Source organism: Ruminococcus sp. (assembly GCF_045129435.1).
Classification (GTDB): domain Bacteria; phylum Bacillota; class Clostridia; order Oscillospirales; family Acutalibacteraceae; genus Ruminococcoides.
The window spans coordinates 30,277-53,240 of the sequence record NZ_JBGVJL010000197.1 but is presented as its reverse complement, the minus strand read 5'-3'; the positions used below and the strand labels follow the sequence as shown (position 1 = coordinate 53,240).

18 protein-coding genes are annotated in these 22,964 nt (G+C 39.8%); 13 read left to right on the top strand and 5 right to left on the bottom strand.

What is annotated here, in order from left to right; translation table 11 throughout:
* Nucleotides 1–6: 6 nt before the first annotated feature.
* The 5 genes from leuD to ACJMMI_RS09725 all read left to right on the top strand — a co-directional run bounded on the left by leuD (nt 7) and on the right by ACJMMI_RS09725 (nt 5,329).
* Nucleotides 7–486 (top strand): 3-isopropylmalate dehydratase small subunit, encoded by a 480-nt coding sequence (gene leuD / locus ACJMMI_RS09745; RefSeq protein ID WP_405355321.1) that lies wholly within the window; start codon nt 7–9, stop codon nt 484–486.
* 189 nt (nt 487–675) lie between these two features.
* Nucleotides 676–1,443, top strand: coding sequence for a nucleotidyltransferase domain-containing protein (locus tag ACJMMI_RS09740; protein ID WP_405355318.1), 768 nt, complete (start codon nt 676–678; stop codon nt 1,441–1,443).
* A 629-nt stretch (nt 1,444–2,072) separates the two neighbouring features.
* Complete coding sequence (locus ACJMMI_RS09735) at nt 2,073–3,320, top strand: hypothetical protein (RefSeq protein ID WP_405355317.1); 1,248 nt, start codon at nt 2,073–2,075, stop codon at nt 3,318–3,320.
* 14 nt (nt 3,321–3,334) lie between these two features.
* Nucleotides 3,335–4,294 carry a leucine-rich repeat protein gene (locus tag ACJMMI_RS09730; RefSeq protein WP_405355314.1) on the top strand — a complete coding sequence of 320 codons (960 nt, stop codon included), beginning with the start codon at nt 3,335–3,337 and terminating at the stop codon, nt 4,292–4,294.
* Between the two features lie 9 nt (nt 4,295–4,303).
* Complete coding sequence (locus ACJMMI_RS09725) at nt 4,304–5,329, top strand: leucine-rich repeat protein (protein WP_405355311.1); 1,026 nt, start codon at nt 4,304–4,306, stop codon at nt 5,327–5,329.
* Between the two features lie 638 nt (nt 5,330–5,967).
* Here ACJMMI_RS09725 and ACJMMI_RS09720 read toward each other — a convergent pair.
* The 3 genes from ACJMMI_RS09720 to ACJMMI_RS09710 form a co-directional block, all read right to left on the bottom strand.
* Complete coding sequence (locus ACJMMI_RS09720; RefSeq protein ID WP_405355310.1) at nt 5,968–6,426, bottom strand: GtrA family protein; 459 nt, start codon at nt 6,424–6,426, stop codon at nt 5,968–5,970.
* A gap of 2 nt (nt 6,427–6,428) precedes the next feature.
* A complete protein-coding gene (locus ACJMMI_RS09715; RefSeq protein WP_405355308.1) occupies nt 6,429–7,385 on the bottom strand; it encodes a glycosyltransferase family 2 protein in 957 nt (318 codons plus the stop codon).
* Nucleotides 7,386–7,530: 145 nt separating this feature from the next.
* A complete protein-coding gene (locus ACJMMI_RS09710; protein ID WP_405355306.1) occupies nt 7,531–8,319 on the bottom strand; it encodes a dockerin type I repeat-containing protein in 789 nt (262 codons plus the stop codon).
* Between the two features lie 312 nt (nt 8,320–8,631).
* On the opposite strand from ACJMMI_RS09710, the gene ACJMMI_RS09705 reads away from it, so the two are divergent.
* From ACJMMI_RS09705 to ACJMMI_RS09695, 3 genes are all read left to right on the top strand, one after another.
* A complete protein-coding gene (locus ACJMMI_RS09705; protein ID WP_405355305.1) occupies nt 8,632–11,412 on the top strand; it encodes a YfhO family protein in 2,781 nt (926 codons plus the stop codon).
* Nucleotides 11,413–12,069: 657 nt separating this feature from the next.
* Complete coding sequence (locus ACJMMI_RS09700) at nt 12,070–12,702, top strand: DUF4230 domain-containing protein (RefSeq protein WP_405355303.1); 633 nt, start codon at nt 12,070–12,072, stop codon at nt 12,700–12,702.
* A 3-nt stretch (nt 12,703–12,705) separates the two neighbouring features.
* Nucleotides 12,706–13,365 carry a DUF4230 domain-containing protein gene (locus tag ACJMMI_RS09695; protein WP_405355302.1) on the top strand — a complete coding sequence of 220 codons (660 nt, stop codon included), beginning with the start codon at nt 12,706–12,708 and terminating at the stop codon, nt 13,363–13,365.
* Nucleotides 13,366–13,979: 614 nt separating this feature from the next.
* Here ACJMMI_RS09695 and ACJMMI_RS09690 read toward each other — a convergent pair.
* Entirely contained in the window at nt 13,980–15,875 is a 1,896-nt protein-coding gene (locus ACJMMI_RS09690) for a glycoside hydrolase family 13 protein (RefSeq protein WP_405355301.1), read from the bottom strand.
* 357 nt (nt 15,876–16,232) lie between these two features.
* On the opposite strand from ACJMMI_RS09690, the gene zapA reads away from it, so the two are divergent.
* The 5 genes from zapA (at nt 16,233) to lexA (ending at nt 21,234) form a co-directional block, all read left to right on the top strand.
* Nucleotides 16,233–16,730, top strand: a complete 498-nt coding sequence (gene zapA, locus ACJMMI_RS09685) for a cell division protein ZapA (RefSeq protein WP_405355300.1) — start codon at nt 16,233–16,235, stop codon at nt 16,728–16,730.
* 5 nt (nt 16,731–16,735) lie between these two features.
* On the top strand, nt 16,736–18,802 hold the full coding sequence (locus ACJMMI_RS09680) for a DUF3656 domain-containing protein (protein WP_405355299.1): 2,067 nt from the start codon (nt 16,736–16,738) through the stop codon (nt 18,800–18,802).
* A gap of 200 nt (nt 18,803–19,002) precedes the next feature.
* Nucleotides 19,003–19,443: a dUTP diphosphatase gene (gene dut / locus ACJMMI_RS09675; RefSeq protein ID WP_405355297.1), complete on the top strand. Its 441-nt coding sequence runs from the start codon at nt 19,003–19,005 to the stop codon at nt 19,441–19,443.
* 29 nt (nt 19,444–19,472) lie between these two features.
* Nucleotides 19,473–19,979 carry a flavin reductase family protein gene (locus ACJMMI_RS09670; RefSeq protein ID WP_405355296.1) on the top strand — a complete coding sequence of 169 codons (507 nt, stop codon included), beginning with the start codon at nt 19,473–19,475 and terminating at the stop codon, nt 19,977–19,979.
* Between the two features lie 667 nt (nt 19,980–20,646).
* A complete protein-coding gene (lexA, locus tag ACJMMI_RS09665; protein WP_405355295.1) occupies nt 20,647–21,234 on the top strand; it encodes a transcriptional repressor LexA in 588 nt (195 codons plus the stop codon).
* Between the two features lie 547 nt (nt 21,235–21,781).
* Here the strand turns inward: lexA and ACJMMI_RS09660 are convergent.
* The gene (locus tag ACJMMI_RS09660) at nt 21,782–22,951 is read right to left on the bottom strand and encodes an Ig-like domain-containing protein (RefSeq protein WP_405355293.1); all 1,170 of its coding nucleotides are present in this window, start codon (nt 22,949–22,951) and stop codon (nt 21,782–21,784) included.
* Nucleotides 22,952–22,964: the final 13 nt, after the last annotated feature.

Sequence of the window (22,964 nt, the reverse complement as noted above, 5' to 3'; positions counted from 1 at the left end):
CTGATTATGAACGCTAAGGGTACAGTCCATAAATTTGGCGACAATGTAGATACAGATGTAATTATTCCTGCTCGTTACCTCAACACAGCATCTCACAAGGAGCTTGCTGCACATTGTATGGAGGATATTGACGCAGAATTTGTAAATAAGGTTCACGAGGGCGACATTATGGTTGCCGAAAAGAACTTTGGCTGCGGTTCTTCAAGAGAGCACGCACCTATTGCAATTAAAGCAAGTGGTATTTCTTGCGTAATTGCCTCAACCTTTGCAAGAATTTTCTACCGCAACGCAATCAACATCGGTCTTCCGATTCTTGAGTGTGACGAGGCCGCAAAGGAAATTAAGGAAGGCGATGTTGTTTCTGTAAACTTTGACACAGGTGTTATTACAGACGAAACAACAGGCAAGACTTATCAGGCTGAGCCTTTCCCTGAGTTTATTCAGAATATAATTAAAAAAGGCGGACTTATTAAGTCTATTATGTAATTTAGGAGCGGCAAAGGCAGTACAGTACTTTGCCGCTTTTTGCTATAAAATATTGGTTAAAAAACTCCCGATTGATTTATTAACAAAAAAATTTGGTCAACTTTTTTCAAAGGCTGGACCTAAACTTTATGTCTTATTATCACTTTGCAAGCTATCTTCTCATAATAAAAACAAAAGGTTGGTGAAACTATGGTAAATGAAATTTTCAAAAAACTGGCTGATTTACCGCAGGTTGAGGCTATTGCTCTCGGCGGCTCTCGTGCTAACGGCGTTTTTGATGAATTTTCCGACTATGATGTCTATGTATATGTCACAGCGGAAATCGACAGCAAGGTAAGAGGAAAGCTCCTTGCTCCTTACTGCTCAGAAATGGAAATCAACAATCACTACTGGGAATTTGAGGACAATGTTATACTAAAAAGCGGTGTTGGAATGGATATTATATACCGTCCTATGGATAAATTTGACCAATTTATCAGCTACACAGTTTTTGACTTCCACGCAAGCAACGGCTACTCCACCTGCTTTTGGCACAACATTATAACATCACAAATTGTTTATGACTCAAACGGCAAATATGCAAAGCTTAAAGAAAAATTCTCTGTGCCTTATCCGGAAGAACTTCGCAAAAATATCATTGATAAAAATATGAAGCTCTTGACAGGTGTGCTGCCGTCCTATGACAAGCAGATTAAAAAGGCACTCGACAGACAGGATTTCGTAAGTGTAAATCACAGAATTGCAGGCTTTTTGGCAAGCTATTTTGATGTAATCTTTGCCGTAAACAGGCTGACTCACCCGGGTGAAAAGCGACTTGTACAGCTTTGTAAGGAGCGTTGCGAGGTTTTGCCAAAGGACTTTGAGGAGAATTTAAACAAACTTCTCACAGAAAAGCCAACCTCAGAAATCACAGATATAATTGATGATATGACCGCAAAGCTTAAAGAAATTATTTGAACGACAGCTCTGTTTTGTGGTTCTTTTTTAATAGTTGAGGTGAATTATGGTTTGTAACGGTCGGGAAATTTCTGCTTGAATTAGCACATACATTCTGCTCGGACATAAAAATTTTGTCAACCTTTTTCAAAGGTTGTGGGTGTGGGCAAAGCCCACAATGCTTTAGCTAACTCAAAATTTTTGTAGCCAAACAGCAAGCTGTTTGGCAGCTTGAACACAATGGCGAAAGCCTTATAATTGCGACAGCAACACAAAACAGAAAGATATTCTTTTTTTATAAATCATTTCTTATTAAAAGGCTGTCGCCTGTTTTAACAAACTTTGCCTCAGCACACAAACAGCGTTGCTGTTTGTGCCCGATAGAATGATATAAAAACAACTTTTCTTGGGCGTTGCCCAAACCCACGAGCCTTTAAAAAGGCTCGACCTAAATTTTATATTATTTATCTGAAGCTTTCTGCTAAACCACAATTTATAATATTACCCCAATATTTAAAACAGCTCTGTTTTAGTTAAACTAATGCAGAGCTGTCATTTTTTACTTAATTTTAAAAACAATTCTGTTTATTGTTGACAAAAATTGCAAACAGTGGGATAATATACTTGTAATTTTTACAAGGAGCAATCAGATGAAAAGTATTTTTAAAAAATTAGTATCTGCAGCACTTGCTGTAGTTGCCGTTTCATCGGCTGCAATTACTGCATCTGCTAAAGATATTAGTAAATACGACTTAAACGGTGACGGCATTTTTGATGTGCGTGATGTCACATATATGCAGGAGGCACTTGCAAACGGCGAAGCACTTGACAGCAAGGCAGACTTCGACAAATCCGGATATGTAAATGTAAACGATGTTACCTATGCTCAGAACATAATTAACGGAAGCTTTTACATTGAACCCGAATTTAAGCTACAGTCAAATTCAAAAAGCAAGCTGAATTTGACAAGTGTATATGGAGGTCAGGAGAAAAAATATCCGAATAGTGCCTACCACCCAAAGATTGTTGATATGGGAAGCAAGTGGCACGGCTACCGCTATTGGATTTCATACACACCTTACCCTAAGGCGATTGACAAATACGAAAATCCTACAATCGTAGGTTCAAATGACCTTATTAATTACTCAGAAATCAAGTTTTGCGAGGGTATTCCTAACAATTACAAGGCAAATGTGAGGTATAATTCCGACTCTGAGCTTGTGTATAATTCTGACAAAAACCGCCTTGAGCTTTTTTGGCGATACACGGATTACGAAAAAAATTATATGGCTCTTTATATGCGTTATTCATATGACGGCAGCAAGTGGAGCGGTCGCAATGCCGTTTTTGAAACTTATAATAAAAATTCGGAAGATATGATAAGCCCTACAATCGTATATGAAAACGGCACATATAAGGTTTGGTATGTGAAGGGTTACAAAGTATGGTACAAGGAACTGAAAAACGGCGAATGGTCAGAGCCGACAGTTACAAATCTGCCTTACTCTGTCACCACCTACACATGGCATATTGATGTAGAAAAAATCAACGGCAGATACGAGCTTATGGCATGTGCCACCACCAATAAATCTGACCGCAGACATATGAGTCTGTACTACACGACTTCTACTGACGGAAAGAACTGGAATACTGCACAGGTTGTTCTCAAGCCGTCAAGCAATCCCACAGACTGGGACGGCGGCGGACTTTATCGTTCAGCATTTATCTACACAAATGGCAACTATATAGTATTTTACAGCGGAAGAAATGATGCGGAGGACTTTGGCACAGGTCTTGCATTTGGCGAAAGTATGACAAGCCTCAAAGGCACAGATCTTGATTTTATAAATGATTCAACTGCCTCATCAGAAAAGTTATGGAAATATATTAATCAGTAATACAGGAGGATATTATGAAAAGAACAGTTAAAATAATGTCAGTTTTTATGTCGGCTATGCTCAGTGTAAGCACGCTTAGTCTTATTCCGACAACAGCAAGTGCATTGGAAAGCTCAGACAATTCTCAGGTTATAACGAGCGGTGACTATAAGTATATTTTAAATGACGGCAATGCCACGATCACAGGCTACACAGGAAATTCTGCCGAGATTACTCTGCCCGGTTTTATTGACGGATACAAGGTTGCGAGCGTTGGCGACTACGCTTTTTCGGGCAACCAAAAGCTTGAAACTATCACACTGCCTGTTACCATAACAAGCCTTGGCTCAAGTGCTTTTGCTGAGTCAAACGCACTAAAGACCGTTAATTTTTCTGATAATATAAAGAAAATCGGCGTTTCGGCTTTTTATGGTTGCAAAAGCTTAACTTCAATAAAAATCCCTAATGGAGTCAGCGAAATTCAGGAATACACCTTTGCCGAGTGCGATAACCTCGGAGAGGTTACCTTGCCAAAAACTGTAGAATCAATCGGAGCAAACGCATTTGAAAAATGCCCAAATCTTTATAGAGTTCATTTGGCTTATAGTCCGGTGAGCATTGGTGATGACGCTTTCAGCGAATGTACTTCACTTAAAAGCATAAATCTTGAAAATGTAACCTCTGTAGGCATTAGCAGTTTTTATGCCTGCCAAAGCCTTTACAATGCTGATTTGTCAAACTGCACAAGCTTTGGCGACTACGCATTTTTTGACTGCGAAACTCTGAAAAATATAGATTTTTCAGATGAAATCTACTCAATCCCTCAGAACGCTTTTGAATATACAGCCTGGACAATGTACGCTCCTGACGGTATTTTGTACGCAGGCAATCTTGCATATGAAATTATCGGCGACTATACCGACAAAAGCATAAGCTTTAAAAACGGCACTACTGCTATTAATGACAATTTTCTCTCCTACAACGAAAGTATTTAGAGCATTTCCTTGCCTGAGGGACTTGTAAGCGTGGGTGTGTCTGCTTTTGAGGGTTGTTCTAAACTTAAAAAGGTAACAATTCCGGACCTTTGCACAGTGCAGGCTATGGCTTTTTATGATTGCTCAAGCCTTACTGACATTAATTATAACGACGGTATGGTGTGGACTGCTCCGTCAGCCTTTGAAAATACCGCTTGGTTTAACAGTCAGCCTGACGGCATTGTGTATCATGGAACAGCTGCTTGCGGTTACAAAGGGGACTTTAACACAACCGAAAAGGTTAAAGACGGCACAACCGTTATTGTAGACGGACTTTTTTACGCTGATGAGGAGCTTACAAGCATTGACATTCCCGACAGTGTGGAATACATTGGCAGTATGGCTTTTGAGGAATGTGTGAACCTTAAAAATGTAAAACTTCCGGAAAGCCTTTACACTCTTTCTGCCGAAACATTTCTTGGCTGTGAAAGCCTTGAGAGTGTAGTACTTCCTGAGGTTGTGAACATTGGCGAATCTGCTTTTGCTCATTGCACAAGCCTTAAAAGCATTGTAATTCCTGAGAGCGTATGTACAAGCATTGATGATTGTGCGTTCTTAAACTGTACTTCACTTGAAAATGTCACAATTAAGGGCGACATTCAGGCTATCGGCTCGGCTGTGTTTATGAACTGCGAGAGCCTTAAATCAATCAACATTCCCGAAAGCGTTACTTCTATCGGCAACGATGTATTTGAATTTTGCGAAAATGTAACTATTTATTGCTATGAAAACTCATATGCCCACGAGTATGCAAAAAGCAATAGCATTAATTATTCGCTTATCACAGACGGCAGACAGCTTGGCGATGTCAACAATGACGGCAGGGTTGATGTAAACGATGTTACACAGCTGCAAAAATACCTTGCAGGCTTTACAGCTGATGACGGTCAACCGCTTTTGAGTGACGCTGAAATAATTTATGCCGATATGACAAAAGACGGAATAATCGACTCAAGAGATGTAACCGCACTCCAAATTTATCTTTCAGAGCAGTAATTTTATTATAAAAATATAGCTTGTGTTAAATAACACAAATAATGCCCGACCGCTACAAAGTTATGGTCGGGCATTATATTTTTCGAATTATTACCGATTTTTCTCGGACATAAAAATTTGGTCAACCTTTTTAAAGGTTGTGGGTGTGGGCAAAGCCCACAATACTGTAGCTTATGCAAAATCCTGATAGCCAAACAGCCTGCTGTTTGGCGGCTTGAACACAACGGCTAAAGCTTTATAATTGCGACAGCAACACAAAACAGAAAAGTTATTCTTTTTCTATTTATAAATTATTTCTTATTAAAAGGCTGTCGCCTGTTTTGTCAAACTTTGCCTCAGCACACAAACAGCGTTGCTGTTTGTCCCTTATAAATTGCAATAAACACAACTTTTCTTGGGCGTTGCCCAAACCCACGAGCCTTTAAAAAGGCTCGACCTAAATTTTTTGTTCTAGCAGAAAGTATAAACAATTTCAATACTTTTAACTCCCGACCATTACTAAGTCATTGTCAGAAACAGAAAAATTATTACTTTGCAAACTATCTTCTCGTAATAAAAAATCTAGTTTACCCCCAACTATTGAAAAAAAGCAAAGCAAAAGCACTCCCGACTAAAACTAATCGGAAGTGCAATTTTTATCACTTTTTCTCTTTGAATGCAAAAAATCTTTGTCCTATGTAATTGAATGCAACAAACAGGCAAGAGCCGAGTATCATTGAGGCATAGCCTGCAAACTGTTCAACTGTGAGTGAGAACATTGTAAAATTGTTTGCTGTGCAAATCCATTTTATAAGCGGTATCGCTATGCAATACGAAAGCGTGTAGCATACCGCAATGTTTAGTGCAAAGCGTAAAATCGGCTTCCATCCTTTTTCGGTATTCTTGAAAGTAAAATATTTATTGAGGAAATAGCTCACAATACTTCCGATAAAATATCCGAGTGCCGAGGCAAGCCACACACCCCATTCGTACCTATCCCACGCAAAAAGTGCAAACAGCACGAACTGTAGTCCATTGCCCACAAGGGTGTTTATAACGCCAACCAAAATAAACTTCCAGAATTTTATATCAAAAAACTTTTTTATAAATTCGCCCATAATTATTCCTTTTCTTCGTTGTTTTCGTCCTCAAAATTCGAGAATTTGGTTATGTAAATCGGTCTGTCCTTGGTTTCCATATAAATTCTGCCAATATACTCACCCAAAATACCAATCGACATCTCTGTGATTCCGCCTAAAAACAACACCGCACAAAGTGTGGTTACATATCCCGGTGTCACAATTCCGAAAAACAAGGTTTGAATCAGAGTTATCATTATATAGACAAGTGAAAATGCAAAAATTATCGCACCCATTACCGCAGTAAATCTGAGCGGAGCAACCGAAAAGCAGGTAATTCCGTCAATAGCATAACGGAAAAGGCTTGAGAACTTCCATGTAGTCTGACCAAGCTGGCGGTCAACGGTTTTAAACGAAATCCACTTTGTGTTAAAACCGACCCAAGAGAAAATGCCCTTTGAAAATCTCTGCACCTCGGCAAGCTCAAGAATTGACTCCACAACCTGTCTTTTCATCATTCTGAAATCCATTGCACCATATGGCATCTTGGTGTCGGTCAGCTTATTTGAAAGAGCAAAGAACATTTTTGAAAAAATTCCTCTGAATTTGCTCTCGCCCTCTCGCTCATCACGCTTTGTGGCACAAACATCATATCCCTCGTTTTCGAGAGCGTCAACCATTTGCGGAAAAAGTGTTGGCGGATGCTGTAAATCAGCGTCCATTACCACCACATAATCAGCGGTAGAGTGTTGAAGTCCTGCGTACATAGCCGCCTCTTTGCCAAAATTTCTTGAAAAAGAAATGTACTTTACATACGCAAACTGCTTTGCAAGCTTTTTCATCACAAGGTATGTTTTGTCCTTGCTGCCGTCATTTACAAGGATATATCGGAACGCATACTCAGGCATTGAATCAATTACCTTGTTGGTTTCAAGCACAAAATGCTCAAGTCCCTCTTCCTCATTATAGCACGGCACAATTAAATCTATAGTTTTCATAATAATTCGCCTTTTATTGTTAAATTTGTATAAGCCTATAATTATTTTTATTATACCAAATAGCCACACAAAAGTCTATATTTTTATAAATTATTTGAAATAACGCCTGCAAAAATCCCCCTCCAAGCGGAGAGGGATTAAAATTTTACTGTGCTAAATATGTTGTACAGTATCCGATTTCTGTAATATTTACAATATCGGATTTATTTAATTTGTAAATATTATTTTCACAAACGATTTTATTTTCATCGCCGATTTGACCGGACTCCCAATAAGTATCAACTCTATAATCATATACAATCAGCTTGTTACCGTCAGTTTCAAATTGATAAATGCCTGAAGAATCATATCTGTGCATAACAGTAAGAGTTATGAAAAGAGCATTTTCTTTGAAAAATTCATCGTCAAACTCCGGCGACTCCGCTTTAAATAAATCGCAGAACTGTTCCTTTGATGTAATAAGTGCACTGCCTTTAAAAGGAGATCTTTCTTTCTCGTCAACAGTCATAAAATAATCCTCGGCACCGAATATTTTTTCACTTTTAATTACAGTACCTCCGATACTGCCATGACCATAATAACCATCATACGGATAGCTTTTTTGCTCAATATCTCTATATGAGCTGTCCATTTTCTGATAGCATTTAAAATCTTCTCCTGCAACCATTTTCTGCATTTCCGACACATCGTTTACATCAAAACTGCCGTCACCGTTGAAATCGGTATGCTCAAGGGCTGTACCTGTGATTACATCATCACCCGAAAGTTGTAATTGTAATGCTGTGATGTCTGATACATCTACTCTATTGTTTGCGTCATAGTCGCCGATTTTTGTAAAAGTAAATTTTTCTTCTGCCGCAAATGCAGGTACTGCCGATGCCGCTCCAATGCAAAGTGCAAGTGCTGTGGATATTAAAGCCTTTGTCTTTTTCATAATTCTACCTCCGTTTGCTATTATATTATTTAATAAATTATATCACAATATATATCAAATATCTACATAATAAAAGATAATAAAAGCAAATTTGTAATATACAATTTTCGCCTCTGCTTTTGTGGATTTTCAACAATGGCATTGGCAGTATTGACGATTTTGCAAAATACGGCTGATTTTTTTAAAATATTATTTACCTTGACTAAATAAAGTGATACAATATATAAGTTATAGTATATGCAAAAAGCATAGCTAATCGGCAACCCTTACCTTACGGAAAGGGCAACATAATTTTATGGAGGTTTATATCTTATGCTTATGACAGCTTTACAAACAAAAGCAAAAAAGCTGCCCGAAAAGCCTGAGGCTGAGCAAAAGGGATTTAAGGCATTTTTAAAGAAAAATGTTTACATTATAATTGCCTTTTTCCTGCCGTTTGTGCTTATGACCATAGGCTTTGCGATAATGGAGGTTTCTCCGTTTGGCGACAAGCAAATTCTTGTTACTGACCTTTGGCATCAGTATTACCCGTTTTTGGTTGACTTTCAGGACAAGCTGAAAAACGGCGAATCGCTGTTCTGGTCATGGACTCAGGGCGGCGGCGTAAACTACTTTTCACTTATGTCCTACTACCTTGCAGGCCCTATGAACTTTTTGTGCGTGTTCATTCCGTCTGATTGGCTAAGAGAATTTCTTATGTTCAGCGTAAGTGCAAAGGTTGCGTTCGGCGGCTGCTTTACTGCGTTGTTCTTACGCTCGGTTTACAGAAAGAACGACTTTTCACTCGTTGTGTTCGGCACAAGCTTTTCGTTCTGTGCGTTCTTTATGGGCTACTACTGGAACACAATTTGGCTTGACACCGTCTGCATTACTCCGCTTGTGGCACTCGGAATTGTAAAGTTCCTCACCGAGGGCAAATTCAGACTTTTCACAATTTCGCTTGCAGTTTCTCTGCTTTCCAACTACTACATAGGCTTGTTTACCTGTATTTTCGTTCTTCTCATCTTCATTGCATACAGCATTGTAAAGTGGGACGGCTTTAAAAGCTTTTTCACAAAGCTTGTTAAAACAGGGCTTTTCTCATTGCTTGCAATCGGAATGACGGCTTTCTTCCTGTTGCCTGCGTTCTTTGCTCTGCAAAATACCCACGCAACCTCAAGTACATTCCCAAGCACTTATGCCATCAACATAGGTTCTTCAAACGACCTGCTCGGTACGCTTGAGGCTATGAAGAAAATCTTCTCTAACCTGCTCACATTCATTACTCCGGCTACCAAAGAGGCTGACGCTCTGCCGAATATCGCCTGCGGTACGGTTTCTCTTGTACTTGGCATTTTGTTCTTGACTTCAAAGAAAATCAGCCTTAAAGAGAAAATTGTTGACGGCTGTCTTGTTCTCTTTATGATGCTCAGCTGTGTTATCCGTCAGCTTGACTACATCTGGCACGGCTTCCACTTTACAAATATGATTCCTTACCGTTTCAGCTATCTTATCAGCTTTGTCATTGTGGTTATGGCTTACAGAGCGTTTATGCTGATTGATTTTTCAACCTGCTGGGATGTTATTTTGGCTGCGTTGTTCTCGGCGGTTATTATTCTGATTTCCATTGATACACAGGAAACCTACGCTATCGTGGGCACTGCTGTTATTGCGGCCCTTGTGTGCATTGTGCTTTTCCTTTACACAAAGAGAATTATTCCAAAGCAGGTGCTTTTGATTGTTCTTGCGGTTATAGTCATTGGTGAAAGCGGTGCTACTGCTTACATCGGTGTTAAAACAACCACAGTTACAGGCACATACGACTACCCACGAGGCGAAGAAAGAACCGAGGCTGTCATTGATTATATGGACTCGCTTGAAGAAAATACCACAGAAATGTGGAGAGCCGAGATGACTAACACCCAGACTCTTAATGACGCTTCACTTAACGGCTACAATGGACTTTCAATGTTCAACTCAATGGCTAACGAGGATATGACAATTTTCTTCCAGAACTTTGGTATGATGGGCTGGCAGAGCGGTAACCGCTACACCTATGCTGAAAGCTCACCTGTTACCAATACATTTGTGAACTTAAAGTATCTTATTTCAAGAGATGGTTCATACAAAAATACCTATGACCTCACAAACACCTATCAGATTGGCGGTGTTACACTGCTTAAAAACGAGCATTATCTGCCAATGGGCTTTATGGTAAATTCCGACTTGCTCAAGTGGCAGGTAAACAAAAATGAAGACCAATTCAACCCATTTGACCAGCAGAACGAATTCTTTAAGCTTGCAACAGGTGTCAGCGAAAATGTATATGACAAGCTTGAGGTAGTTTCTCAGGGACATACAGATTATTCACAGTTCCCTGTAAACAAGACCTCCTACGGCAACTACAGCTACAACTGCACCGACACCACCACAACTCCTCACCTCAAGTGGAACTACACCGCACCGTACACAGGATATGTGTATGTATATGCTGACATTGACGGCAAGGACGATGTAACACTTATGATTAACGATGATGCTGCAAACACAACAAATCTCGGTATGAGCAGACCTTACATTGCCTGCGGCGGATATGTAAACGAGGGCGATAAAATCTCTGTTTACGCCGAACTTCCACAGGGACAGGCAGGTAACGCTCATGTCTATGTAAATATGCTCAATCAGAACGTATTTGAACAGGGCTATGCAAACATCAGTAAAGATGTTATGACAACAACCGAGCTTACAGGCTCATCAATGAAGGGCACTATCAATGCAAGCAAGGACGGACTTTTCTACACCTCTATTCCTAATGAAGAGGGTGGCTGGAAAGCTTATGTTGACGGCAAAGAAGTAAATATCACACCTGTTGGTGACGCACTTATTGCCTTCAACCTTTCACAGGGTGAGCATAACATTGAGCTTGTGTATTATCCAAAGGGCTTTAAGCCGGGTGCTGTTGCATCTGCAATCTGCGTTTTAGGCTTTGCGGCTATTTGTGCTTATGTTTATATAATCAAAAAGAAAAAAGGCGAAACAGTAGCAAAAGAGGTTACACCGGTAACTACTGCACCACCCGCAAAAGCTAAAAAAGCTAAAAGTAAAAAGAAGTAATTTTTAATTACAGACTAACCCCCGACAGTTTTTAATTGTCGGGGGTTTTTATTACGAGAAGATAGTTTGCAAAGTAATAATTTTCTTGTTCCCGACAATAACTTAGTAACGGTCGGGAATTTTTGCCTAAATTATCACAGACTTTATACCCGAAAATAAAAATTTGGTCAACCTTTTTAAAGGTTGTGGGTGTGGGCAAAGCCCACAATACTTTAAACTAACGCAAAGTTTTAATAGCCAAACAGCCTGCTGTTGGGTGGCTTAATCACAATGACAAAAGCCTTATAACTGCGACAGCAACATAAAAAATCCGTTATTCTATATTAAACAAATTCTTTTTAAAAGGCTGTCGCCTGTTTTGACAAACTTTGCGTTAGCACACAAACAGCAACGCTGTTTGTGCCTTGTGAAATGATAAAGAAACGACCTTTCTTGGGCGTTGCCCAAACCCACGAGCCTTTAAAAAGGCTCGATCTAAACTTTATGATTATTCAACCTATAAATCTATAACTATGAATATGCGATAAAGTCGAAATTTAGTATAAATTTCTTATTTTATGCTGTCAGCATATTGCTCATTTTGTCGATTTATGATATTATAATAATGGTTATTTGTAATAACTATCCAAGATTTTCACACAAAGGATAAATGAGCAGATGAAAAAATTTAAGAAAAAAATTATTATTATAGCAGTTGCGGTTGCTTTGGTGGCTGCCATTGTGGCGGCGATTACGGTTGTTGTACCGCAGATAAGCAAAAAGGAAGAAAGCGTACCCGAAATTGTAACAGAATCATCACTTGAAAAAATCATTAAAGTAAACGAGCTTTCCACCTGCACCGCTGTGTATAACGGCATTGCAAAGGTTGACAATCCAGACAAGCCTGACGAAATAAATTACTATGTTTCATACGATGCCAAGGTAAAGGCAGGTTTTGATTTTGACAAGGTAAATGTTGAAATTAATGATGTTCCGGGCAACGAGGGCAAGAGCAAGATTGTGTCTATAGTTGTGCCAAAGGTACACATTACAAGCATTAATGTTGACATATCCTCACTGGATTTTATGTTTATAAACAACAGTTCAAACACCTCGTCTGTTACAGAGGAGGCATACAAGGCTTGCAATGATGACGCTAAAACCGAGGCTGAAAGTCAGCAGGCAATTTATGACCTTGCAAAGCAAAATGCCGAGAGCGTTGTAACCGCACTTGTTAAACCGCTTTTGGAACAGCTCAACGATGAACAGCAGGACATTCACTATGAATTGACGGTAACTGTGGAGGACTAAGCTATGAAAAGAATAATTGCACTATTACTTTCGCTGATTGCCGTTGCAGGACTTACCGCCTGCGGAGAAAAAGCAGAGGAAACAAACAAATTCAACACCGAGCCAAAAGTTTCGCAAATGAAAACAATTTGTGAGCTTGCGGTAATGGATTGCTACTACCACAATGTGGCAAAGTTCACGCAAAAGGACGCAAGCGGTTGGTGGCTGTGGACTAAGGATAAACACTTTTGGATTGAATACAGCGGTACAGTTACACTGGGCGTTGATGTGTCACAGGTGACGATGAATATTGACGGTGACAATGTTACAATCACAATTCCGCAGGCAACAGTTCAGAGTTGCAAGGTTGACGAGTCGAGCCTTTCAAAAGACAGCTATTTTGTGGATAAGGACTCGGCAGAAATCACCGCCGAGGACGAGGTAATGGCATTTGCGGAGGCTCAAAGCAAGCTTGAAGAAACCGCTGCTGCCGACAAGGCATTGCTCTCTGAGGCACAGCAAAGAACGCAAATTTTGCTTGAGGACTACATAAAAAACATCGGAAACACAGTTGGCAAGGAATATAAAATCACTTGGAAATACCTTGATTCAAGCGGAAATTCCACTGAAAATTCCGCTGCAACCGAGTCTGCAACCGAAAACTCTGCAGAAACTACAGCTTAATAAAAATCTAACCCCATTTCACATTGCGAAATGGGGTTTGCTAATGGTCGGGAAATTTTATTTGAACTATCACAGACCTTATACTCGAAAATAAAGATTTGGTCAACCTTTTTCAAAGGTTGTGGGTGTGGGCAAAGCCCACGAGCCTTTAAAAAGGCTTGACCTAAATTTTTTGCTCGAGTAGAAAGTATTAGCAATTTTCAAAGCTTTTACTTCCCGACCGCTACTAAGTCATTGCCTGAAACAAAAAGAACGGTTTGCAACTGCAGACCGTTCCTTTTTATTTATGGTTTTTAATATTAGGGTAACATTGATAAATTATTGTTTAGCAGATTTATAAATTTAAATGATTTTTCAGATACGCACCAAGGCTTCCCCTGTCAGGGGAAGCTGTCACGCAAGTGACTGATGAGGTGTTGAACTCGCTAAGAGTTCACTTATAACAAAGCTTTAGCTAAGGAAAAACGCCGTAAACGGCGACACCTCATTCGTCATTTTCTTGCGAAAATGCCACCTTCCCCTCAAGGGGAAGGCTTTCAAATTTCCGATAATTTTGTAGTATAAACCATAATTTACCCAAACTATTCAAAAATAGCCTTATTTATTGAATTGTATTAATAAGCAAGGCTTAATCTGCTGTCGGTTTCATTCATAATGAAGGCACAGCTGAGTGGCGGAATGGTTAATCTGCCGTTTTCAAGCTTTGTATCAAAAAGCGGTGTGCCGTCAGCGTATCCTGGAGGCGGATCAAGCTCTCTCTGCTCATTGCTTGCGTTGAACGCACAATAGAGCGAGGTCTTTTTGTCAAGGCGGATATAGCTAAGATAGTTTTTATCAGCTGTAACCTTAACAAAATCACCGTCCCAAAGCGGTGAGCAAGACTTTCTGAGATTACCGAGTGCCTTATGCCACTCAATAAGCTCCTTATCCTCTCTGCCCCATGGATAGCAACAACGGTTGAATGGGTCACGATAACCCTCAAGTCCTGCCTCGTCACCATAATACACACACGGGAAACCCGGAAGAGTATATTGCATACCAACGGCAAGCTTTAAAAGTGCAATGCCACGCTTACGCTGGTCATAGCTTAACTTCTGATTTGCCTGCCACTGACGATCTCTGCCGTTGAGCGGTTCGCCTGCAATAACGGTAAGAGCACGCTCGGTATCGTGGGTTGAAAGCGAGTTCATAAGCACACGAAGCACAGGGCGAGGATAGTTTTCAATAACACTCATAATCTGATCCATAACATACTTGGCATCTGCACCACGGCAGAAATCAAGAATTGCGTTTCTGAACACATAGTTCATTACAGAGTCGAGCTGCTCACCAAGCAAGAATTTTCTTCTTGCACCGTAGCTTTCCTTGTTGCTTGCGTCTTCCCATACTTCACCTACAATAAAGCCCTCAGGATTTTCTTCCTTAACAGCCTTACGCAGGTTCTCCATAAACTCGTCAGGAAGCTCATCGGCAACATCAAGTCGCCAGCCTGAATTTCCGTAACGCATAAAGGTTCTTACAATACCGTCCTTGCCGTTAATGTATTCATTAAACTGCGGGTCGGTTTCATTTACCTCAGGCAAGGTATAGAAGCCCCACCATGAGTGGTAATCATTTGGCCAGTTGTTGAACTGATACCATCTGTAGTACGGAGAATTTTTATCTCTGTACGCACCTGTATTCTCGCCGTATCTGCCGCTCCTGTTAAAGTATATGCTGTCTGAGCCTGTGTGAGAGTAAACACCATCGTTAATTACATGGATACCCCTCTTTTTAGCCTCAGCACAAAGCTCTTTGAAATCATCATTTGTACCGAGAATCGGGTCAACCTTTGAGTAATCACCTGTATCGTAGCGGTGGTTTGAGTAAGCCTCACCAATCGGATTTAGGTAAATGCAGCTTACACCCAACTCCTCAAGATAATCGAGCTTCTGGGTAATACCCTTTAAGTCGCCCATAAAGAAGTCGCTGTTAGTAATTTCGCCGTTCTCGTTAGGCCACCATTGTGGCAAAGCATACCAATCGGTATTTCTTGTAAAATCGGTACGAGTAAGGTTCTTCTCTTCACCGCTGAAATTAAATCTATCCGGCAAAATTTGATACATAACACCACCAACAGGCCACTTTGGGGTAGTAAAGCCCTTTTTGTAGCAAGTAAGCTGCCAGCTTCTGCCCGGTGAAGTTTCAATTGTACTGATGTTATATGGATCTGACGGCACAATGTATCTTATGCCGTACTTTGTGTGAAGCTTAAAGCCATACCAGTACAATCCGATTTTGTCCGGAGTAAAGTCAGCCTCCCAAATCTCAGTAGCGTCATCAAAAGTGCCACACCAGAAAAAGCCAAAATATTCCCAGCTGTAATCGTAATCATACTTAACTGCCAATTCTGCTCTCTGAGTGTGGAGATCTCGTGGCAAAAGTATTCTTAAATGTATGGTTGTTCCCTGCTCAACCGCACCGAATGGTGAACGATAGTAGATTTTTCTTGAATCAAAAGGAACTGGCATATAATCACTTCCCTGTAAAATAATATTCCGCAAAAGTGTTTTTGATATGTAATATTAATAAAATGTTATTAATTACTATCAAAAAAACAATATTATAAGTAGTAAAACGATGCGAAATCGACAAAACAGTACTGTTTTGTCGCATATATTATATGATAGCACAAAATTTGGTGGTTTACAATATAATTGACAAAAAATAACAAAAAAACGCTATATCAGGATAATTTTATCAAAATTAGATTACAAGTTTAACATAATACTTTAACAACACCAAAATTTATATTATAATTTAGGGTGGATTATAATTTATTGTAAAAAGCTCTGCTTTTCAGGGCTTGAATATGGAGAGGTGCTGTAATGAATACTAAAAGAAAAGTCACCGTACAGATTGAGGGCAGGAGCTACTCGGTAATTACTACGGATGACGAAAAATATGTGCAAAAAGTTGCTGATGAGGTTATTGAGCAGATTAAAACTATTATAACCTCAAGCCACCACCTTGACACAAGAGATTGTGCTGTGCTTGCAGCTCTTAATTTTTGTGACGACCGCAACAAGGCTCTGCGTAACAAAAAGGAGTGCATCTCTAAGGCAGACAAGATTATCCGCCAGACAAACGACCTTAACAAGCAATGCACCGAGTACAAAAACCGTCTTGCTGAGGTTATCAATGAAAACACCGCACTCACACGCAAATATTTAAGACTTGAAAAGGAAAATCAACAGCTGAGAAACGCTTTGCAGCAGGCGGTTAATTCTGCTCAGTCAGATGAAACAGAGAACGATAAGACTGAGGAAAACGATGAAATTATCCGTCAGATGCACAAGCAGCAGATCTCACTTTTTGATCAATGATGACTATGGAAAATAAAATTGAAATTCTTGCACCTGCCGGCAGTATGGACAGCGTTGTGGCTGCCGTGCGTAGCGGTGCAGATGCGGTTTATTTGGGCGAAAAGGAATTTTCCGCCCGTTCTTCTGCCCATAATTTTGACGAAAATGAGCTTAAAGAGGCGGTTCGCTACTGCCACATTCACTCGGTAAAGGTTTATGTCACCCTCAACACCATTGTTTTTGACGATGAAATGCAAAGGCTTAAAGAGGCTATACTGATTGCCGCAAGGGCAGATGTTGACGCACTTATTGTTCAGAATATGGGTGTTGCCCGACTTGCCCGTCAGCTTGTGCCGTCAATGCACCTGCACGCCTCCACCCAAATGAGCGTACATTCTTACTATGGTGTAAAGGCTCTTTATGAAATGGGCTTTGAAAGGGTTGTTGTATCAAGGGAAATGAGCAAAAAAGAGCTTGAAAAAGCGGCTGAAATTCCCGTTGAGCTTGAGGTTTTTGTACATGGTGCATTGTGTATGTGCGTATCGGGACAATGCTATTTCAGTGCAATGCTCGGCTCAAGAAGCGGAAACCGCGGTGCTTGTGCTCAGCCTTGCCGTTTGCCGTTTTCTGTAGGCAAGGTCAGGGACGGACACGCTCTCAGCCTGAAGGACAACAGCATTATACCATATATTACGCAGCTGCAGGAAATGGGTGTTGCTTCCGCTAAAATAGAGGGCAGAATGAAGCGACCCGAGTATGTTTCGGCTGCTGTAAGGGCCTGCAAGGAACAGCGTGACAACGGCTTTATAAGTGACGATACCGCCGAACTTCTGAAAAGCGTATTTTCCCGCACAGGCTTTACTGACGGCTACTATACAGGCAAAACGGGATATGAAATGTTTGGCTACCGCAGAAAAAATGATGTGGTATCTGCCGACGAAAAGCTTTTTTCAAAAATTCGCCAAAGCTACAAGGACGAACTGAGCAACATTGCGATTAACGGCACCTTTACAGCGAAAATCGGTGAAAATCCTGTGCTTGAAATTTCAGACGGCACAAATAACATAAGGGTCGGCTCTGACTTTATTTGCCAGAAAGCCGAAAAGGTTGCACTTGACAAAGCAAAGTGCGATGCCCAGCTTAAAAAGACGGGGGCAACGGCATATTTCTTTGACAGCCTGAGTATAAATATTGAGGACAGCCTCTCTCTCCCACTCTCTGTGCTTAACGCAATGCGTAGAGATGCCCTTTCTAATCTTGACAATTTAAGGGCAAAATGGCACGATTATAAAATTTTTGATGTTGAAATTACCGAACCTGACACCTCGCTTGTGCCAAACGGAAACGCAATCAGGGCAAGAATGACTACTGCAAAGTTTTCACCTGCTTTCAAGGAATGTGAACTGATTTATGTTCCGATTTTTACCGATAACGAAAAGTTGAAATCACTTTTGGCTGACGGCTACAAAATCGGTGTTGAAATTCCGAGAGGACTTTTTAAGTCGGAAGAACGAGTTGCAAAAAGATTGCACGAGGTAAAAGAACTTGGAATTGAACACGCACTTTGCGGAAATCTTGCCGCTGTGTATATGGCAAAAGCCGAAAAAATGCGAGTACATGGCGGTTTTGGTCTTAATATTGTAAATACCTTTGACCTACTCTGGGCAGAGGAATACGGATTTGAAGATGTTGAGCTAAGCTTTGAGCTTACTTTTGAGAGAATTAACCGCCTCGGCGGAAGAATTCCGAGGGGAATTATCACCTACGGACATCTGCCGCTTATGCTTACCGTGAACTGTCCTGCAAAGAGCGAAAACATCTCTTGCAAAACTTGCAAAAACAGCTCAAAAATGACGGACAGAAAAGGTGAAAAATTTCCGTTGAAATGTGACGGAATATGCACCGAAGTGCTGAATTGTGTACCCCTTTACATCTCACAAAAAGAGTTTTCCACACTTTCAACATCGTTTTATTCACTTAGGCTGACTGTTGAAAACTATGTGGAAAATGTGAATAACATATGCGAATTTACGGAAAATCCGATGTTAAAAGTCAAATCAACAAGGGGTTTATATCTTAGGGGTGTTAAATAGTATTGTTAAAACAATGTTAATGTTAATAACTCTGTTAATATTGTTTAAAAGAATTAAATTAAAGTCTTGTTACAAAAATTACAAGCTTTTAATTTTCTAATAAAACATTATTAAAATTTTTTAAACTTTATTTTTGCAAGGTATTTTTAAAATTCCTGCAAAAAATGATTGTATATGCAATCTAAAAAGAAAGGACAGTTATGGAATTAAAGATAAAAAAGGTAAAACCAAACGCAAAAATCCCCAAAATTGCAACAGCCGGTGCTGCCGGTATGGATTTATATGCCTGCGTTAACGAAAAAATCACAGTTGAGCCGCAAAAGATAGCAGTTATTCCAACAGGCATTGCCATTGAATTGCCTGACCCGTCTGTGGCAGCGTTTATTTATGCAAGATCCGGACTCGGCATTAAACACGGCATTTGCCTTGCCAACGGCGTTGGAGTTATTGACAGCGACTACAGGGGCGAAATCTGCGTTGGTCTTTGCAATGTTTCAGACAAGCCGTATACAGTTGAGCCGTTTGAGAGGGTGGCACAAATGGTGATTGCACCTGTAATTGTGCCGACTGTTACCGAGGTAACCGAGCTTTCAGATACAGAGCGTGGCGAAGGCGGCTTTGGCTCAACAGGCACAAAATAAATTTTGACAATGCTTTTAGGAGGATAATTATGTCAGATTTTAAGAAAATCAATCCACAGGAGATTAACGAAAGTGTATTTGACCTTATCGGAAAGGATTGGGCACTTGTTACAAGCGGAAATGCCGACAAATTTAACACAATGACAATCAGTTGGGGCGGTGCAGGTATTATGTGGGGCAAGCCGGTTGCCTTTACATTTATTCGTCCACAGCGTTATACATTTGAGTTTATCGAGAACAACGGCTACTACACAATGAGCTTTTTTGACGAAAAATATCGTGACGCACTCAAACTTTGCGGCTCAAAGAGCGGCAGAGATGTTGATAAGGTAGCCGAAACCGGTCTTACTCCTGCGTTTACAGAGGACGGTGTGCCATACTTTAAAGAGGCTAAGCTTGTGCTTGTGTGCAAAAAAATGTACGCTCAGTTCCTTAACAGTGAAAGTATTGTGGATAATGAGGCTGTTGATAAGTGGTACAATGACGATTTCCACAAAATGTATATCAGTGAAATTGTTGAGGTTTTAGCTAAATAATTTTTGTAAAAGAAACAGGCAGATGTATTTTTCAACATCTGCCTGTTGTTTTTCTGGAAATGTGGATATCAAAAATTAGAATATTGCTTATGGTTAGGAGTTAAAAGTTTTGAGATTGCCTGTACTTTCTGCCTGGGCATAAAAATTTAGGTCAAGCCTTTTTAAAGGCTTGCGGGTATGGGCAGAGCCCATAAAATCTTCCAATATAACAATTTATAAGACACAAACAGCGTTGCTGTTTGTGTGCTAAAGCAAAGTTTGACAAAACAGGCGACAGCCTATTAATAAGAAAAGATTTATAAAATAGAAAAAGAATATCTTTTCTGTTTTGTGTTGCTATTGTGTTTAAAGCAGAACTAAATTTTCAAAATTGAAAAGCACCATGCAGTTAAACATGGTGCTTTCCTGTTCTTAAAAAAATGAGGGGTACAATTACGGGCCGAGTGCCCGTATTGAGGAGGGTAGAACAATATACTCGGCGGTTGCGGTTCCGCCTTTTGAGTACAGTTATATTAAACTATATTTATTTGAAAAGCGTGTGAACTTATTATGAAAGAAGATTGAAAAATTATTTTTAAAAAATTAAAACAAATGTTTGATTTTTAGGAAGAAATGTGTTATAATATATGCAGGCATAAATCGACACTTATTTACTTGAGAGGTCACTATGAAACCATTAAGCAAAAGCCAGCAGGCTATTTATAACTATTTAAAGCAATGTGCAGATGAGGGCAGAACACCGTCTGTGCGTGAAATTTGTGAGGCAACCGGTCTGAAATCTACTTCTACTGTGCACCACCACCTTGAAGCACTTGAGGAAAAGGGGCTTATTGAGCGTGAGCATGGCTTGAACCGCTGTATTCGCATTACAGGCGAAGAGCGTAGCGTGAATGTACCACTCGTGGGCAGCGTTGCCGCAGGCTATCCTGTGCTTGCGGTTGAGGAAATTGAAACCTACATACCGATTCCCGAAAGCCTGAGCCGTGGCAGAGAGCTTTTTGCTCTGCATGTAAAGGGCGAAAGTATGATTAAGGCAGGAATACTTGACGGCGATATTGTAATTGTACACCGCACTCCTGTTGCGTCTAATGGCGAAATTGTGGTTGCTCTCATTGATGACGAGGCTACTGTAAAGCGTTTTTATAAAGAAAACGGTCATTTCAGACTACAGCCTGAAAATGACGCTTTTGAGCCGATTATAGCCGATGAAGTCGCAATTCTCGGTAAAGTTGTGTCTTTAATCAGATATTATTAATAGATTATGATATAAATTATTCCTTGTAACGGTCGAAAAATTTTTGCTCGAATTATTACAAACTTTATACTCGAACAAAAAAGTTTGGTCAACCTTTTTCAAAGGTTGTGGGCTTTGCCCACAAATAATTTAAGCTTTCATAAAATTCCGATAGCCAAATAGCTTGCTGTTTGGTTGATTAAGCATAATGGTGAAAGCCTTATAATGCGACAGCAACACAAAAAGTCCGTTCTTATTAAATAAAAATTATTTCTTTTTAAAAGGCTGTCACCTGTTTTTACAAACCTTGCTTTAGCACATAAACAGCGGTGCTGTTTGTGCCTTACAAATTGCAATAGGCACAACTATTCTTGGGCTTTGCCCAAACCCACAAGCCTTTAAAAAGGCTTGACCTAAATTTTATTAATTTAAGCTTTTGCGTCAGCAAATGAATAATTCAACTTACTATATACAAAAAGGACAGCAGTCGAAGAATCTGCTGTCCTTTTTTATTTAAAGAGAGAGGTATTAGCAATTTTATAAATCAATGATATTCCCTTTTGCTTTATTAAAGCGAAAGATATAAATCATCAATACTGTATGTAAGATTTCCGCTGTCTGAATCATTTTTAATATACCAGTAAACTGACACAACTGTGTCTTTATCACCCTTTGCAGGAACTTTTAGGTTGGTGACTACCGGTATATCAGACATATTTTCTCCTACTGTAACATCACAAGTTACCGAAAGAGTTTCACCATAGCTTACCCCTTTTACACTTATTGTTATGCTCGCTGAACCACTTTTTTTAGCAGTAATTTTACCAGAACTATCAACTGTACAAACATCTGAATTATTTGAAGTATATGTTGGAGCATTGCCTGTATATTTATCACTTGCAAGTGCAATAGAAAAACTTGAACCATTTAAAAGATTTACTGAACTATAATACTCAAGAATATTAGCTCCGGTAACTCCATCACTTGATGAATACAACTTGTTTTTATAACCATCTTCACCGCCTGTAAGCCAGTAAACTACACTTTTAGTCTGTGACAAACTACCCGGTGAAATATCCGGTGTTCTGCCATTGTCTGATGTAACATTATTAGCATTCGCAAAATAAAACTTGGTTGTTGTGTTTGGAATATCCGCACAGTATGTTCCGTTGTTTACTGATGACATTTTTAAAAAAGTATTTTTAGAATTATCTGTATAACACACATAATAATCTGTAACTGACCAAACTCCTTTAGGCTGAAAATACACTCTCATAACATTACGCTGTGTTTTTGTGCCTGAATCATGGGTTATATTCACATTGTAATTTTTATAAGTCTTTAACGGGTCATTTACACCGAGATAGAATTTGCCGTTTCCGGAGGTTTCTAAGTTTGAAAGATAAAGCGAAACACTCTGGTCTGTACTGCCCGAATTAGTAATATCTGTACGGTAATATTTGCGGTCGCCTGCCGCAAGTCCACTGCTGTTGCTCAAAGCAGTTACTTCATTATCGCCATAGGTATTGCCGTCCGGTGATGAATAAGTAGCCATTGATATTCCGCTGCCGTTTGAAGTATTATAGCTGAGGGCAGTATTGGTATCATCATTAGTCCAACTAAAATAACCGCCGGTCTGAGTGCCACGGGTGAACCACGAAAAGCTCGAAGTACACATAATCATAAGACATAATATAACGCTCAATGCTGTTAATGCTAAAACTTTTGACTTTTTCATAGGCTCACCTCCT

Bases quoted from the DNA above. Each gene is read 5' to 3' on its own strand.
- leuD (WP_405355321.1), top strand. From the start codon at position 7: ATGAACGCTAAGGGTACAGTCCATAAATTTGGCGACAATGTAGATACA.
- ACJMMI_RS09740 (WP_405355318.1), top strand. From the start codon at position 676: ATGGTAAATGAAATTTTCAAAAAACTGGCTGATTTACCGCAGGTTGAG.
- ACJMMI_RS09735 (WP_405355317.1), top strand. From the start codon at position 2,073: ATGAAAAGTATTTTTAAAAAATTAGTATCTGCAGCACTTGCTGTAGTT.
- ACJMMI_RS09730 (WP_405355314.1), top strand. From the start codon at position 3,335: ATGAAAAGAACAGTTAAAATAATGTCAGTTTTTATGTCGGCTATGCTC.
- ACJMMI_RS09720 (WP_405355310.1), bottom strand. From the start codon at position 6,426: ATGGGCGAATTTATAAAAAAGTTTTTTGATATAAAATTCTGGAAGTTT.
- ACJMMI_RS09715 (WP_405355308.1), bottom strand. From the start codon at position 7,385: ATGAAAACTATAGATTTAATTGTGCCGTGCTATAATGAGGAAGAGGGA.
- ACJMMI_RS09710 (WP_405355306.1), bottom strand. From the start codon at position 8,319: ATGAAAAAGACAAAGGCTTTAATATCCACAGCACTTGCACTTTGCATT.
- ACJMMI_RS09705 (WP_405355305.1), top strand. From the start codon at position 8,632: ATGCTTATGACAGCTTTACAAACAAAAGCAAAAAAGCTGCCCGAAAAG.
- ACJMMI_RS09700 (WP_405355303.1), top strand. From the start codon at position 12,070: ATGAAAAAATTTAAGAAAAAAATTATTATTATAGCAGTTGCGGTTGCT.
- ACJMMI_RS09695 (WP_405355302.1), top strand. From the start codon at position 12,706: ATGAAAAGAATAATTGCACTATTACTTTCGCTGATTGCCGTTGCAGGA.
- ACJMMI_RS09690 (WP_405355301.1), bottom strand. From the start codon at position 15,875: ATGCCAGTTCCTTTTGATTCAAGAAAAATCTACTATCGTTCACCATTC.
- zapA (WP_405355300.1), top strand. From the start codon at position 16,233: ATGAATACTAAAAGAAAAGTCACCGTACAGATTGAGGGCAGGAGCTAC.
- ACJMMI_RS09680 (WP_405355299.1), top strand. From the start codon at position 16,736: ATGGAAAATAAAATTGAAATTCTTGCACCTGCCGGCAGTATGGACAGC.
- dut (WP_405355297.1), top strand. From the start codon at position 19,003: ATGGAATTAAAGATAAAAAAGGTAAAACCAAACGCAAAAATCCCCAAA.
- ACJMMI_RS09670 (WP_405355296.1), top strand. From the start codon at position 19,473: ATGTCAGATTTTAAGAAAATCAATCCACAGGAGATTAACGAAAGTGTA.
- lexA (WP_405355295.1), top strand. From the start codon at position 20,647: ATGAAACCATTAAGCAAAAGCCAGCAGGCTATTTATAACTATTTAAAG.
- ACJMMI_RS09660 (WP_405355293.1), bottom strand. From the start codon at position 22,951: ATGAAAAAGTCAAAAGTTTTAGCATTAACAGCATTGAGCGTTATATTA.